This window comes from Paracoccus sp. J39 (assembly GCF_000518925.1).
In the GTDB taxonomy this organism is placed as follows: Bacteria; Pseudomonadota; Alphaproteobacteria; order Rhodobacterales; family Rhodobacteraceae; genus Paracoccus.
The window spans coordinates 32997-47757 of sequence record NZ_JAEN01000022.1 but is presented as its reverse complement, the minus strand read 5'-3'; the positions used below and the strand labels follow the sequence as shown (position 1 = coordinate 47757).

Here is a 14761-nt window from a genome sequence, read left to right as displayed (position 1 = left end):
ACCCCGTCGTCATGGGGCACGGGTTCGGCATGCACATCGGCGTCCAACCCGGCCAGCCGCAGATTGGCCTGCACCTCGCCTGCCAGGTCGGGCCAGGCGTCCAGCAGGGCGGCCACGAACATGTCGCCCGCGACCCCGCCCAGGGCGTCAAGATGGATATGCATCTGCGCGTTCCTTTCCAATCATGCCCAGTCTAGCGGGCCGGCTCGTCCAGATCGACGGCAAGGATGTCCGGCGGCTCGATCGTGCCCACCGCCGTTTCCGCTGCCGCCTTCAGCACCGCCAGGGGGATGGGCCTGTCCTCGGCCATGGCGGCGCAGATCGCCGCCAGATCGTCATGTTCTGCCTTGGCGCGCATGAACACGCCATCGCTGAGGATGCGCTTGATGCGCAGCGGAAAGCGGCGGCTGGTGCCGTTCCAGCGCAGCTCCAGCCGGGTCTGATAGCGGCGGATGTCGAAATGCTTGTGCTGCGATTCCAGCACGCGATAGCCCCAGATCCCCAGCTCGGCCGCCAGAAGCACGGCGAATTCCGCCTCATCCCCGGCCTCGATGTCGACCAGCAGGACGTAGCCGGGACGCCCCTTCTTGCCCAGGCTCGACAGCAGCTGGACGTTTCGGGCCCCCATATCGGCCATCTGGCTGATGACGCGCCCCAGCAATTCGCCGGGCGCGTCGTCGATCTGGGCCATCAGCAGGATGACGCCGGTATCCGCCATCACAGCGCCATGGTCTCGACGGCCACCAGGGCGGCGGCCTCGGCCTTGGCCTTGGTGCCCGGGATGCCGGCCGAGATGATGCCGGCCGTCTGCGCCTCAAGCGCCGCGTCCGAGGGCGACATCTTGCCCATGGCCGCCGCCACCACCGCCGGAACGGTGACGTTGACGATTACGTTGCCGGCCAGCAGCAGCTCGCTGGCGATGGGCGCAAGCACCGAGAGGAACGGTGCGCGCTCCTTGCCGATGCCCTGCGCGACCTCGGGGACGACGGCGTTGATGACGCCTTCCATGCGGATGGTCTCGTCCCCCAGCGTTACCTCGGCGTCCAGCGCCGGGTCGAAGGCCAGCCAGCGCGCCGCCATCTTGCTGGAGCGGCGCGCGCCCTTGGCGATCCTGGTGAAATGCACCTTGACCGTCTTGCCCTTGGCCTTGGTCAGGGCCTCGGCGCCGCGCTTTTCGACCCGCAGCTGGCGTTCATGGTCCAGTTCGCGGACGATGTCGCCCAGGCTCTTGCCCGCGGACAGCTCGTCATAGGTGCGGCTGGCGCGGTCATAAAGCACCCGCGTCAGCACTGGCGTCGAGGCGATGATCAATGCATCCGTCACCGGCCCGTTGCAGACCTGTGTGGCCTTGCGGCCGATGATGTTCATGGCGATCATCGCGGTGTCGGGGTCGAAGCTGGTCGCCAGCCTGCGCTCGCGCAGCGCCTTGGCGACCGATTGCTCGGTCGAGCCGTCCTCCAGCAGGCACAGCAGCGCGATCACCGCATCGCCGCAGACATGGCCCAGCGGCGGGTTCACCGGCCCCGCGCCGGCGCCGCAGATGCCCTCTTCGAAGACCGAGATGATCTCGTCCAGCGCCATGATGCCGATCACGGTCGGCCCGCCGATATCCTTGAGGATCAGGCCCAGGTCGCCGATCAGCTTGCCGGTATCGACTTCCTTGCCGGTGATCCGGACATGCAGCTTTTCCGGCAGTCCGGCGGTGCGCACGGCGGAAAGGCCGGCGACATAGGCGCTGGTGACCTTGCCATAGGGGCCGTATTCCTCGCGCACATCGGCGTCGGGGTGGATGATCTCCAGGATGGCGGCGGCGCCGAACAGGGCCGACAGGAATTTCTGGCTGGGCATTCCGGCGCCGGACATGGCGTCCATCATCGCCTTGGTGCCGATGGCGGCGCCCCTTTCGGCCATGCCGGGGAAGATGAAATCCTCGCCCAGGGCGCCGTGCCCGACCATCACGCCGCCGCCGACGCCCTCGGGGATGTCGCGGCCCTGGATCGGCGACAGCTTGCCCTTCATCATCGCGTCATAGACCGCCGAGACCGCGGCGAAGCCCGAGATCTTGTTGTTCATCTTGGCCGTCGGCACCGCGGCAAGGCCCGAGCGGCTGACCCCCGCGATCATGCGCGCCGAGGAGCCCAGCTTGCGGTTGCCCGCCGGGATGCCGACCTGCGCATTCGCGCCGACCAGGTAAAGGATCGTCGCGGCGATCAGCGCCGCGTTGGCGCCGTCCGCGCCGCCGTCCTTCGCCACCTTGATCGCCTTGGCCAGCAGGTCGTCAATCGGCTGGTGGACGGCATCGGCGAATTTCACCTCGGGGCTGACGCCGCGGCGCAGCTCGGTCGCGATCACGTTGCAGACCGCGACGACGGGGATGTTGAGCATCCCATGGCCTCCGGTCAGGGCCTCGACCCGGTCGCTGGTCAGCCAGCCGGGGTTCGATGCCGCCGCCATGACCGAGGCCAGGATGACCTTTTCGCGCTGCTGATCGGATGTCTTGTCCATCTGTTCCTCCCACCGCATGCCTGCGGTTCAGACAATTTCAAGTACTCTGCCCGGCATCCTCGGGGTTTCACGGGAAGATGGCCGGGCGCACATTTCCGGTCGCCCTGGGTTTCGGCCTTCAAGACACGGTGTAATCCATCTTTCTTCGACAAGACCGCGAAAAGATTTCAACCTTCATGAGTTTATATGATCGCGCTCAGCGGACCGCCGCGTTTCTGGTTCGGGTCGCACGCCAGAGCAGAGGTGCGAGCACGAAGGCGACCGCCGGAAAGACCATCCGGTTGACCGTGCCCCAGCCCGAGCTGTGAAGAAGCGAGCCGGAGAAGAAGGATGCGCAGGCCACGGCGCCGAAAACCACAAAGTCGTTGACCCCTTGCGCCTTGCCGCGTTCTTCGGGCCCCGCGAAGGCATGGCCGGGCAGCGCCTCCCGCGTCCAGATCACCAGTTGCGGGCCGATGATCGCGGCGGCGAGGCCGCCCAGCATCACCCGCGCGATGGCCCTTTCCCGGTCATGCCCGCCAAGACCGTCGGTTGCGGCGAAGCGGTAGCTTTGCACATAGGCCGAGTAGAAACCGGCCAGGAAGGTGCCGGCGCAGAAGATCAGGAAGCTGGCCCAGACGATGCCCGTCGTGGCAACCAGCCCGGCCAGCATGCCGATCATGGCACCGAAGACATAGCTGGAACGCCGGCCGAAATGGCGCATCGCCACGGCCGCCGGGATCGTCCCCAGCGCCAGCCCCAGGTTCAGCAGGCTGACCGGCAGGGTCACCAGCGCCGGGTTCGAGGACAGTTGCTGGCTGACCTAGACCGCCAAGGGACACCACGATGGGCGTGCTGGCGCCGCCAAGCGATTGGGCGGCCGTGAGCACCCAGGTGTTTCTCGGCGCGGTATGGTGGTGATCCGACATTCTGGTCCTTTCCCGGTGGTTGACCGCCCCGGTCGTTTCAAGGCCCCCAAGGGCCTGAGGAGGTGTTTCAATAACTGTTTCCTGCGCGCCGCCGGAGCGACTGGATGCCGTCTCGGACGGCAGGACGATCCTTTCGTCCCGAGGGCGGCGCGCTGCTGGAATGGCTGGGCGCCGATAGGGCGTCTGGGCCGACGATTCCCGAAGTTAGTCGGGCATCGGCAATACATCCGGGTGTTGAAGCGGTGCGTCCTTGATCCAGATCTGCGCGCCATTCGCCCCGGCGGTGGCCCTGAGAGCCTGCCCTGAGGGGAAGCGGCCCCAGCCCTGCGCCTCCAGCGTTTCGTCGCCGATGGCCAGGCTGCCCGACAGGACGAGGAACTCCAGCCCGCGCGGGTTCTCGACGGTGATATCGGCATCGGGCTGCCAGTCCTCGACGGTAACACGCTCGGCCGCATCCTCGAACAGCAGCCGTGCTGCGCTGGCGCCGGGGCGAGGGGCAACAGTTTCGCCCTCGCCGGGCTGGCGCACGACCTGCAGGTTGTCGCCCGCGCGGTATTGCCAGAGCCTGACGAAGATCGTGCAGCCGTCCTGCGAGGCGGGCACATGCGAGGTGCCGGGCGGATTGCGGAAATAGCTGCCCGCGGGATAGTCGCCATGCTCGTCCTGGAAGGTGCCCTCGAGGACAAGGATTTCCTCGCCGCCGCTGTGGATATGGCGGAGAAAGGCGCTGCCCGGCGCATAGCGGACCAGCGAGGTCGCCCGCGCCACCTCGTCGCCCAGGCGATACAGCATCCGCCGGTCCACCCCCGCTGCGGGGCTGGGCATCCAGTCCAGTTCGGCGGATTGCACCAGAACCGGCTGCGTCAGGTCGTCATTGATGCGCATGTGCATGCTCCTTCATCGTCAGGACCATCCTGAATTTCACATCCCCCGAGCGCATTTTCCGATAGGCCTCCATGGCGCGCTCCAGCGGCATGGTCTCGATCATCGGGCGCGCGCCGGTCAGCACGCTGAAATCCAGCACCCGCTCGTTTTCATAAGGCGAGCCGGTGATCGAGCCGATCACGCTGCGCTCGCCCCCGACCAGATGGCCCATCGGGACGGGCAGCGGATCCTTGCCCGCGCCCAGCAGCACCAGCCGCCCTTCGGGCGCAAGGCCCGGCAGCAGGGCCGAGATGGCGGCAACATCGCTGATCATCGTGAGGATCGCCTGCGCCCCGCCCATCTCGGCAAGCACCTTGGCGGCGTTTTCGGTGTTGGTGTCGATATAGCGATGGGCGCCGAGCGACAGAGCCTCGGCCGCGATATCCGCGCCACGTCCCACGGCCACCACGCGCAGTCCCATCCGGCGGGCGTATTGCAGCGCCATATGGCCCAGGCCGCCGATGCCCAGAATGGCGACGGTATCGCCGGCCCCGGCGCCGGACTTCTTCAGCGCGTTGAATGTGGCGATCCCGGCGCAGAGGATCGGCGCGGCCTCTGCCGAGGCCAGTTCCTCGGGGATCGACACGAGGCCGGTGGCGCGGGCGATCATCATCTCGGCATAGCCGCCATCGCAGGATGCGCCGAGGACGGGCTGGTTGCGGCACAGGTGGAACCGGCCCCGGCGGCATTCGCGGCAGGTTTCGCAATGGCCGCCGAACCGGCCGACCCCGACGCGCTGGCCGATGCGCCAGATTGGGGGCACGCCTTCGCCCAGCTTCGCGATGCGGCCGACGACCTCATGGCCGGGGATGCGGCCGGGCGTGCCATGCTCGATATCGCCGCTGTCCGCGCCGCAAATCCCGCAGGCCTCGACCGCGATGAGGACATGGCCGGGCTGCGGCTGCGGGACAGGCCGCTCGACCAGCTCCAGCCGGCCCGGTTCTGCGATCTGCATGGCGCGATAGGTGGCTGTCACGGCTTTGCGCTCCTGTGCTTGAGGTGCTGGCGGATCAGCGCGGCGGCGGCGCGTTCTCCGGCCTCGATGGCGCCGGCGAGATAGCCGGGGTCGTGGATGGCCGTTTCGCTGCCCGCAAGCGTCAGGCTATCCTGCCAGATGTCGCCGCTCCAGTCGCGCTTGCCGCCGAGGGGATGGTCTCCGGCGGCCTGGTCCAGCGGCGTCGCGGTCAGCGGGTCGGCGGCCCAGTCCTTGTAGAGTGTGGCTTGAGGGGCGAGTGCATTTGGCCCGAACAGCTGCCCCAGTTGCGCAACGCTTGCCACGATGACCGCATCACGCCCCGCCTGCGACCGATGGGCTGCCGGAACGCCCACGAAACCGAACAGCGCCGCCGTGCCCGAAGCCGTGGTCGCGTCGTGGATTTCGACCAGCGGGCCGATCTGGCTATGCGCCGTGCCCGACAGCCCGGCATCCCGCCAGAAGGGACGGTCGTAGATCGCGAAGAACTTGGCATGCGGCGCCATCCATGTGGGCGTAGCGCGCCAGAGGGCAAGGGTTCGGGGCTCGGGCGCGGGGTCCAGGGCCATGGTCCCGGCCAGCAGGCGCGGCGGCAGCGCGCAGATGACATGGGCGGCCGTGATCGGTTCGGGCGAGCCCGCGACATGCGCGGCGACGCCATTCTCGGTGCGGGTGATCCGGTCGACGCGGAGACCAAGGCGAATGCTGTCGGCCGGCAGCCGAGCGGCCAGTGCCGCGATGATCGCGCCGGTGCCGCCGGCCAGCCGCATCGAGGCCGGCTCCTGCCGCATCGTCGGATAACGCTCGGGCGCCGCGCTGCCCGCGCGCTGGAACAGCAGCGACCCTTCGCTGGCCTGCGTGAAGGCGGCAAGGCCCAGCTCCCTGACGACGCGGTTCATGCCGGCATGCATGTCGGGCCAGAACCACGAGGGGCCGAGATCGAACCCGTCCGACGCCGGCAACCCATTCGCGCCGGCCGTCAGGATACGCCCGCCCAGCCGGTCGCGCGCCTCGACCAGCAGGAACCCGACGCCCGCGCGATAGAGGTGCCACGCGGCGGTGAGGCCGGAAAGCCCACCGCCGAGAATCAGGACAGGCAAGCGTCGCGGCCCATCCGCCACGACGGAACCGGGGCGGCCTCCCGGCTTCATGCTCGCCTTCTCGGCCAGGATCTCATTTTCCAAGCGCGTCGGGGGCATCGAAAACTCGGCTTGAATGGACCAGGGCCGCGCCGACCGAAGCGCCTGCATGACATCGGGGTTCAGTTCGGCGAATTCGCCGATTCGTGCCTGCATCGCATCGAGGTAGACTGCCCGGTCCTGCATGTTGCCCATTGTCATCCCTCTGCGTCACGGAATGGAAGCTTCCACATGTGTCCGGCGATGGGGATTTGACAAACGAGACTTTCTTGACCGCGGAAAAGAAAAACTATCCCGAGCGAAAGCGGCCCGCCGTGCAGCGCAGCGTGGCTGCGGCTTCCTCGAACAGCCAGTCCCTGAAGGTCTTCAGCTTCGGCAGGGCCGCATATTCGCTGCGATGGACGACGTAATAGGCCAGTTTCGACGGCACATGCACTTGCGGGAACAGCCGGCACAACCGCCCGGCGGCGAGGTCATCATGCGCCAGGATGCTGCGGGCCAGCGCCACCCCGCGGCCCTCGATCACGGCCTGAAGCACGGATGCGGAATTGTTGATGCCCATGCCGCGCTGCGGCGCCTCGTCGGTCACGCCGGCGGCGCGCAGCCACCTCTCCCAGGTGACGAAGCCCAGGGCGGGGTCGACGGAATGATCGTGGATCAAAGTCGCGCGAAGCAGGTCGGCAGGAGCGGTCAGGTTGTGCCGGTCGCGGAAGCGGCAGGCGCAGACGGGAAAGACCTCCTCGTCCATCAGCTTTTCGGCGACGAGTCCGGGCCAGTCGCCCTTGCCGTAGCGGATCCCGACATCGATTCCCTGCGCCGCGTAATCGACCAGCTTCAGGCTGGTCTCCAGGCGGATATCGGTATCGGGGCACCGGGCCTGAAAGCGGTCGATGCGCGGCAGCAGCCATTTGGCGGCGAAGGCGGGGCTGACGGTGACGTTCAGGATGCCGCCCGTCGTGACCTCGCGCAGCCGTTCCAGCCCGATGCCCAGCCGGTCGAGGCCGGCGCGAATGTCCGGCAGGGCGCGCTCGGCCGCATCGGTGGCGGTCAGCCGCGCCTTGCCTGTCGGGCTGCGGTGGAAAAGCGGGTGACCCAACCAATCTTCCAGCCCGCGCACCATCTGTCCGACGGCGGCGGGCGTGACATTGAGCTCTGCCGCCGCGCCCGAAAAGCTGCCATGCCGGGCGCTGGCCTCGAAAGCGTGCAAGGCGTTCAGATAGACCGGGGATTTTCTGTTCAGGGCACCTACTCCTGTCGGGCTGACCTTGCTACGGCGTGCTGCACGCCTTGGTCAGCATATAGCACATCGGGTCGCATACCGGGCGAATGGGACGACGGGCGGCATTCGCCGATCTTGCGCGTCAGGGCTCAACGGAGCGCGCGAGCCGAAAGAATCCGGCCATGTGTTCGATCCGGCTTTCGCCGGCGCGGGTGCCCAGGTTGATGCTTTTGTGCAGGCCCTCGTAGCCGATTTTCAGCAGTCGGATCGGCAGGCTGTCGTGGCGGGCGATGTTCAGCGCCTCGGCCAGGTTCCGCAATGCCTCGCGGCCGGCTAGGGACAGTGTTCCTCTCCTAGGATCGGCGAAGTCCGGGGAAAGAACAGCTTCCTGAGGTCGCCGACCGGTCGCGCGCCGTTGCTGGGCCCCTGTGACCGAAGCCGGGCCATCTGCGGCTCGGCCAGACAGGCGGGCTGCTCATTGTCAGGGGCTTCTCAAAGAGCCTGAATCACGCCTGGAAAATACTTTCCATATCAATCGCATCAGATTGATATAGCGTGATATTATACCGTCTGTGGCGCGGATTCGAAGGCGCGGGCGATTTCCGTCTCGGTGCAGCGATTGGCCAGCATCGCCGCCAGCAGGATGCGCGCCTGTCCGGGGCGCAGCAGCCGGGCGTGGATGGCGCCCGCGCGCCGCATGTCGTGACCGCCGCCACCGCCGCCATAGATCGGCGACAGCAGCCCCTCGGGCACGCGGCTGGAGACCACCACCACGACGCCCTGGGCCTTGGCGCGCGCGATGGCCGCGACCAGTTCGGCTGTCGCATTGCCCGAACCCAGCGCCGAAATGACGATGCCCCGCGCCCCGGCGGCCAGGCTGGCCTCGAGATGCAGACCGTCGCTGCCGGGATGGGTGGCGACGATATCGACGCGGAAGCCGCCGACCGGCGCGGGCAGGGGCCGGGTGACGGTCGCGCCCTCTTCGGCCACGCGGCGGAAGGCGTCCGGCGCGTCCGAGGTGAACTTGTAAAGCCCCCAGGCCGGGAACATCCGGCCGCCGAAGGCCAGGGTGACGCCTGGCCCGGCCGCCGGCCGCAGCGCCGCGCGGACCGCATCGGCCAGGTTGCGCCCCCCGTCCGAACGCGGGTGATCCGAGGCGAATTGCGCGCCGGTGAACACCACCGGCTTGCGCGGCGCGTGTTGCAGCTGCACCAGCAGCGCGGTTTCCTCCATCGCATCGGTGCCGTGCAGCGCCACGATGCCGGCGATGCGGGGGTCGGCCAGCTCGGCCGCCACCGCGTCGCTGATGCGCTGCATGTCGGAAAGCGTCAGGCTGGCGGAATCCTTGGCCAGCACCTCGCGCGGGCGCAGCTCGACCGCCATGGGCGGCAGCAGCGCCAGCAGGTCTCCGGCCCCCAGCCGCGGCCGCGCGGCGCCGTCCGCGCCGCGGCTGCTGGCAATGGTGCCGCCGGTGGCAAGCACTGCCAGCAGCGGTTTCTGTCCGGTTCCGGTCACGTGTCGAGCCGCATGGTCGCGCAATCCCCCCTTGCAGACCCGCGGCGAGGGCAGGGGCATGCCCGCCCGCCGCAATCTGTCTGACAGCTTCGATTACCACAGCGGGCGTCGGGGTCAAGTCACCTTGGTCGCGGCATGATGCGTGATCTTGCGTCAGGGGGCCGTCAGGGCGATGCATTGTTGCGCCGGCCGGGTGCCGGGCGGAAGATCACGCATTGGCGGGCTGCTGGCCGATGATCCAGGTCATCGCCTGCTCGACCTCGTGCAGGTGGTCGCGCATCGCGGTGCGGGCCTCGTCCTCGGAGCCGGCGGCGATCGCCTCGGCGATGCGGCGATGTTCGTGATTCGAGGTCACGCGCCGGTCCGCCATCAGGTTCACTAGCTCGGACTGGCGCATCAGCGCATCGCGGGAATCGGTGACGATGCGGGCGAAAAGCCGGTTGCGGGCGGCCTGGGCGATCAGGCAGTGGAAATCCGAATCCAGCCGCACCCATTTCAGCGCGTCCTCCTGCCGTTCCATGCTGTCGCACAGCTGCAGAAGCCGGGCCATGTCGTCTTCGTTGCGGCGCAGGGCGGCCCAGCCGGCGGCGGGAATCTCGATGAAGGGCCGCGCCTCGATCAGTTCGCGCGCCGAGTAATTGCCATAGGCGAGTTCCGGCGCCTGCCGGTCCGAGATCACGAAACTGCCGCTGCCGCTGCGGCTGCGCGTCAGCCCCAGCGTCTGCAGCGAGCGCATCGCCTCGCGGATGATCGGCCGGCTGACGCCGTAATGTTCGGCCAGCTTCGCCTCGGAAGGCAGCCGGATGCCGACCGGCAAGCGGCCGGCCAATATTGCGCCTCGCAGATCCTCGAACACCGTCTCGGCGGCGTTTTTCCGACTGACCGGGCTCTTATGGGACAACCAATCAGCCACCTTGTTCATGGCGCCAATGTTGCATGTCAGGCGCACCTGTCAAGCCATGGCGACGGAGGCCGCAATTTTTACCAGTACAGGACGGCGGCGCCCAGCAGCCCCAGCAGACCAGCCACCTGCGCCATGAAGATAAGGTGATAGATCCTCATCCGCGTGCTCCGCGTTCAGAATCCGGGAAAAATCGTGATTTCATCCTGCCGGGCGCCGCCGGGCTTGGGAAGCCCGAATCCGGGCATTCTGAACATTTATCAATTCCGGCCGGCGGGACGGGGTTGCGCCCGGCGCGGCGCTGTGGCAGGCAGGGCGCCTGCGGCGGCGAACGGTCCTTGGCGCGATTCTGCGTCCGCAATCCTCATATCTGATATATCCACGGGTTTTCCCATGCGCGATCCCCTGTTTCGCATGGCCCTGCTTCTGGGCCTGCTTTCCGCCGTCGGTCCCTTCGCGATCGACATGTATCTGCCGGCGCTGCCGCAAGTGGCCAGCGACCTGCACACCACCGAGGCCGGGGCGGCGCTGACGCTGACCTCGTATTTCATCGTCTTCGGCTTCGCCCAGATGATCTACGGCCCGATGGCCGATGCGGTCGGGCGCAAGAAGCCGCTGGTGATCGGCGTGTCGATCTTTCTGGTCGCCACCGTGGCGGCGAGCCTGGCGCCGACCATCGGCTGGCTGATCGCCGCCCGCGCCCTGCAGGGCCTGGGTGCGGCGACGCTGATGGCGGTGCCGCGCGCGGTGATCCGCGACATGGCGACCGGACCCGCGGCGGCCAAGATGATGGCGGCGATCATGATCGTGATCTCGGTCTCGCCGATGCTGGCGCCGCTGACCGGATCGGCGGTGCTGGCCTTCGGCGGCTGGCGCGAGATCTTCGCCGTGCTGGCCGCGGCGGCGCTGCTGAGTCTGGGGCTGATCCTGTTCGCGCTGCCCGAGACCCTGCCGGCCGAGCGGCGCCGGCCCGTGCGCCTTGCGGCCATGGCGGCGGGGGCGCGGCGGCTGCTGGCCGACCGGCGCTTTCTGGGCCTGACCATGATCGGCGGCTTCGGCATGGCCAGCTTCTTCGTGTTCCTGGCCTCGGCGAGCTTCGTCTATACGCGGCAATACGGGCTTAGCCCGACCGGGTTCTCGCTGGCCTTCGCGGTGAATGCCATCGGCTTCTTCTCGGCCTCGCAATTCGCCGGCCGGCTGGCGGAACGCTTCGGGATGGAGCGGGTGATTTCGCTGGCGATCACCGGCTTTGCCGGGCTGTCGCTGGCCCTGTCGCTGGTGGTGCTGGCGGGCTTCGACGCGCTGCCCGTGGTGATCGCAGGGCTGTTCCTGGCCAATGCCTGCCTGGGGCTGGTGATGCCGACGGCCATGGTCATGTCGCTGGACCCGCATCCCGACATCGCCGGGCTTGCCTCGTCGCTGGGCGGCACGCTGCAGATGCTGACCGGAGGGCTGATGATCGCGGTGACCGGGCCCTTCCTGGACAATACTGCGGCGACCATGGTGCCGGCGATCACGCTTTGCGCGGCGCTGGCCTGGGGGGCGGCGGCAGCCTCGCTGCCGCGGCTGCGCATCCTGGCCTGAGGCGTCAGCCCCAATAGGCGGCGGCGGTGAATTCGCGCTTGGCCAGTCCGCGCGCGGCAAGCCGCCGCCGCGCCTCGCGCGCCTCATGCGCGGGGCCGGCGAACCAGACATGGCGGTTCTCCTGCGCCGCATCGAAGCCGGCGGCGTCCAGCGCCGCCAGCAGGTCGTCGCAGCGGATGACGCGCGGGTCGCGGGCCAGTTCGGCCAGATCCTCGGGCGCGGCGCGCAGGAAGGCATGAACCTCGCCCCGCGCCTGTTCCAGCATCCGGGCGATGGCGGGCAGGGCGGTTTCGTCGCCAAAGAGCCACAGCCGGCCGGCCTCGGGGCAACCGCCGCCGCCGGGCCCGATCAGCCCGACCGGATCGCCGGGCCGGGCGCGATCCGCCCAGTCGCAGGTCGGGCTGGCCGCATGGCGGAAGATGTCGAAATCCACCCAGTCGTCCCGCTGCGCGGCCACGGTATAGACGGCGCGATGCGGCGCGTCCGGCCCCTCGGGCCAGACGGTGCGGCCGCTGGCGGCGATGCGCGGCCAAAGCGGGATGCGTCCCTTCGGCGGCAGCAGCAGGCGGAAATGCAGCGAGCCTTGGCCGAAACGGGCGGCGTCCTCGCCGGCGACGCGGACGCGCAGGAAGCCGGGCGTGCGCGGGCTGACGTCGACCACCCGCATCAGCGACAGGCCGGGGGCCAGCGCCCCCGTCTCGACCCTGTCCCAGCCGATGGACAGGCCCAGTTCGTCGAACAGCGTGGTAGCGGTGTCCTGCAGGTTGCCGATCAGTCGCTTTTCCGGCGCGCTGAGCTCGATCCTCGCCGTGTCGCCGTCGCGGATCAGCGCCATTTCGCAGCCCCACAGATGCAGCGTCAGGCTGTCGGCGGTCTCGATCGCCTCGATCTCCCATTCGGCGGCGCGAGCCTTCAGCGCGGCGGCGGCCGCGCCCGCGGCCGAGCCGAGCGTCCCGGTGCTGCGATAGGGTCTGATCGGGAACATGGCGCGTCCTTCCGCATGGCGCAGGTCGGGACGGATATATACCCAAGAAAAACTCTCGGCAATATGTCCCGGAGCTATGCCGCGCCCTCGCGGTCGAGCAGGGCGCGCTTGCGCGCCACGCCCCAGCGATAGCCCGACAGCGCGCCGTCGCTGCGCACCACCCGGTGGCAGGGGATGGCGACGGCGATGTCGTTCGCGGCGCAGGCTTGCGCCACGGCGCGGCTGGCCTGCGGCGCGCCGATGCGGCGGGCGATCTCGGCATAGCTGGCGGTGGCGCCGGGCGGGATCTGGCGCAGGGCCTGCCAGACCCGCTGCTGGAAGGCGGTGCCGCGGATGTCCAGCGGCAGGTCCAGCCCGATTCCGGGTGCCTCGACGAAGCCGACGACGCGGGCGACGAGGGTCTCGAATTCCGGGTCGCCGCCGATCAGCGTGGCGGCGGGGAAACGGTCCTGGAAGTCGCGCAGCAGCGCCTCGGGGTCGTCGCCAAGCGCGATGGCGCAGATGCCGCGCCGGCTTTGCGCGACCAGGATGGCGCCAAGCGCGCATTGCCCCAGCGCGAAGCGGATCTCGGCCCCCGCACCGCCCTTGCGCCAGGCCGAGGCCGTCATGCCCAGCATCCCGTCGGCGCCCTCATAGAAGCGGCTGTTCGAGCTGAAGCCCGCCTCGTAGATCGCGCCGGTGACGCTGACGCTATCGGCCAGCCGGGCGCGCAGCCGGCCGGCGCGATGCGCGGCGGCATAGGCGCGCGGCGTCAGTCCGGTCGCGGCCTTGAACTGGCGGTGAAAATGGAACGGGCTGAGGCCCGCGGCCTCGGCCAGTGCCCCGAGGCTAGGCGGCGTGTCCGAGTCCTCGATCAGCCGGCAGGCGGCGGCGACCAGCGCCGCATTGGCCTCGGCCACCGAGGCGCCGCGGGGATTGCAGCGCCGGCAGGGACGAAAGCCCGCCGCCTCGGCCTGATCGGGCGAGGCATAGAGGGTCACGTTCTGCGGCTTGGCCCGCCGGGACGGGCAGGAGGGGCGGCAATAGACCCCGGTGGTGCGCACGGCATAGACGAAGGCGCCATCGACCGCCGCGTCGCGCGCCAGCACCTGCTGCCAGCGCGGATCGCTTTCGGTGGGAATCGGGGCGTGATCCATGGCAGGAACCTTTCTGCTGCGTCATTCCTGCTATCATATCTAGGGCGCGGGCGGGACCGCCGCACTCCGCCGCTTGCGGCCGAATTCCGCCGTCGCGGGTCAGGGAATGTTCAGCGCCGTGTCCAGCAGGCTGTCGGGACGGACCAGATCCGTCAGCGCGCCCAGGTCGGTGATGGTGACGCGCATGCCGTCGATATGCACGCCATGCTCGCGCAGCGCCCGGAAGGCGCGCGAGAGGCTTTCCGGCGTCATCCCCAGATACGAGGCCAGCAGCCGCTTTTCCTGCGGCAGAACGAAACCCTGCGCGCCCCCGGCGGCCGAGAACCGCTGCAGCAGATAGGCCCCCAGCCTTTCGCGGGCGTTGCGCAGCTTGAGGTTCTTGGCATGGCGCACGAGGTTGCGATAGCCCTCGGACAGCTCTTGCACCGTGGCCAGCGCAAAGCCGGGGTCGCGGGCGAAGGCCCCGCGCACGTCCACCGCCGGGATCAGCACGATGCGCGAGCGTTGCAGGGTGCGCGCCGACATCAGATAGGGCGCGTCGCGCATGCAGGCGGCCAGGATGAAGGTGGCGACCGGCTGGACCACGGCCATGGTGGTGTCGCGTCCCTGCCAGTGGGCATAAAGCTCGACCGCGCCTTCCAGCACCACATGCAGGAAATTCGCGCCCTCGCCCTGGCGGATCAGCTCGAGCTGCGCGGGAAAGACCTGGTCATAGGCCGCATGCAGCAGCGCGTCGAAGGCCGGGCTGGTCATGTCGCGGAACAGCGGCAGGTTGCGGATGTCGTTGCGGTCCTCTTCGCGCATGGGCTGTCCTTGGGAGTGGCTGCGGAATCGCCTCCTGTCTGGCATTGATCTTGATTTTCGTCAATCAGAGAGCAGGTATTTGTCATATGGCCGCGACATGAAACCGCAGCCACGCCTGGATAATTTGCAGGGCGTCCCGGCACAAAAGCGAAATCCGGTCGGTTTTGC

Annotated in this window: 14 protein-coding genes and 1 pseudogene; 1 reads left to right on the top strand and 14 read right to left on the bottom strand. The window is 68.7% G+C overall.

Translation table 11 applies throughout. The features are described from left to right. Positions 1-2 precede the first annotated feature (2 nt). From L632_RS25200 to L632_RS0117530, 11 genes and pseudogenes are all read right to left on the bottom strand, one after another. Positions 3-122 (bottom strand): annotated as a pseudogene (locus L632_RS25200) (hypothetical protein); the annotation flags it as partial. A 71-nt stretch (positions 123-193) separates the two neighbouring features. Further along, entirely contained in the window at positions 194-718 is a 525-nt protein-coding gene (larC, locus tag L632_RS0117575) for a nickel insertion protein (RefSeq protein WP_028717283.1), read from the bottom strand. Then, positions 718-2505: a hypothetical protein gene (locus L632_RS0117570; RefSeq protein ID WP_028717282.1), complete on the bottom strand. Its 1788-nt coding sequence runs from the start codon at positions 2503-2505 to the stop codon at positions 718-720. Before L632_RS0117570 ends, larC begins: the two co-directional genes overlap by 1 nt. 196 nt (positions 2506-2701) lie before the next feature. Continuing rightward, positions 2702-3274: a hypothetical protein gene (locus tag L632_RS23025; protein ID WP_051476485.1), complete on the bottom strand. Its 573-nt coding sequence runs from the start codon at positions 3272-3274 to the stop codon at positions 2702-2704. A 343-nt stretch (positions 3275-3617) separates the two neighbouring features. Next, the gene (locus tag L632_RS0117560; protein ID WP_028717281.1) at positions 3618-4298 is read right to left on the bottom strand and encodes a cupin domain-containing protein; all 681 of its coding nucleotides are present in this window, start codon (positions 4296-4298) and stop codon (positions 3618-3620) included. Further along, a complete protein-coding gene (locus L632_RS0117555; protein WP_028717280.1) occupies positions 4285-5313 on the bottom strand; it encodes a zinc-binding dehydrogenase in 1029 nt (342 codons plus the stop codon). Before L632_RS0117555 ends, L632_RS0117560 begins: the two co-directional genes overlap by 14 nt. After that, on the bottom strand, positions 5310-6644 hold the full coding sequence (locus tag L632_RS0117550; protein WP_198021847.1) for an FAD-dependent oxidoreductase: 1335 nt from the start codon (positions 6642-6644) through the stop codon (positions 5310-5312). The genes L632_RS0117555 and L632_RS0117550 overlap by 4 nt, the downstream gene beginning before the upstream one ends. 94 nt (positions 6645-6738) lie before the next feature. After that, a complete protein-coding gene (locus L632_RS23020) occupies positions 6739-7656 on the bottom strand; it encodes a LysR substrate-binding domain-containing protein (RefSeq protein WP_232221000.1) in 918 nt (305 codons plus the stop codon). A 154-nt stretch (positions 7657-7810) separates the two neighbouring features. Further along, positions 7811-7987 (bottom strand): hypothetical protein, encoded by a 177-nt coding sequence (locus L632_RS24455; protein ID WP_156933689.1) that lies wholly within the window; start codon positions 7985-7987, stop codon positions 7811-7813. A 242-nt stretch (positions 7988-8229) separates the two neighbouring features. Further along, positions 8230-9183: an asparaginase gene (locus L632_RS0117535; RefSeq protein ID WP_028714721.1), complete on the bottom strand. Its 954-nt coding sequence runs from the start codon at positions 9181-9183 to the stop codon at positions 8230-8232. 208 nt (positions 9184-9391) lie between these two features. Next, positions 9392-10039, bottom strand: coding sequence for a FadR/GntR family transcriptional regulator (locus L632_RS0117530; protein WP_256380448.1), 648 nt, complete (start codon positions 10037-10039; stop codon positions 9392-9394). Between the two features lie 438 nt (positions 10040-10477). Here L632_RS0117530 and L632_RS0117520 point away from each other — a divergent pair, with 438 nt between their 5' ends. Further along, positions 10478-11668 carry a multidrug effflux MFS transporter gene (locus tag L632_RS0117520; protein WP_028714719.1) on the top strand — a complete coding sequence of 397 codons (1191 nt, stop codon included), beginning with the start codon at positions 10478-10480 and terminating at the stop codon, positions 11666-11668. Between the two features lie 4 nt (positions 11669-11672). Here L632_RS0117520 and L632_RS0117515 read toward each other — a convergent pair whose 3' ends face one another. The 3 genes from L632_RS0117515 to L632_RS0117505 all read right to left on the bottom strand — a co-directional run bounded on the left by L632_RS0117515 (position 11673) and on the right by L632_RS0117505 (position 14593). Then, positions 11673-12653 (bottom strand): siderophore-interacting protein, encoded by a 981-nt coding sequence (locus L632_RS0117515; RefSeq protein ID WP_028714718.1) that lies wholly within the window; start codon positions 12651-12653, stop codon positions 11673-11675. A 74-nt stretch (positions 12654-12727) separates the two neighbouring features. Then, the gene (gene ada, locus L632_RS0117510) at positions 12728-13789 is read right to left on the bottom strand and encodes a bifunctional DNA-binding transcriptional regulator/O6-methylguanine-DNA methyltransferase Ada (protein ID WP_028714717.1); all 1062 of its coding nucleotides are present in this window, start codon (positions 13787-13789) and stop codon (positions 12728-12730) included. Between the two features lie 99 nt (positions 13790-13888). Next, complete coding sequence (locus L632_RS0117505; RefSeq protein WP_028714716.1) at positions 13889-14593, bottom strand: helix-turn-helix domain-containing protein; 705 nt, start codon at positions 14591-14593, stop codon at positions 13889-13891. Positions 14594-14761: the final 168 nt, after the last annotated feature.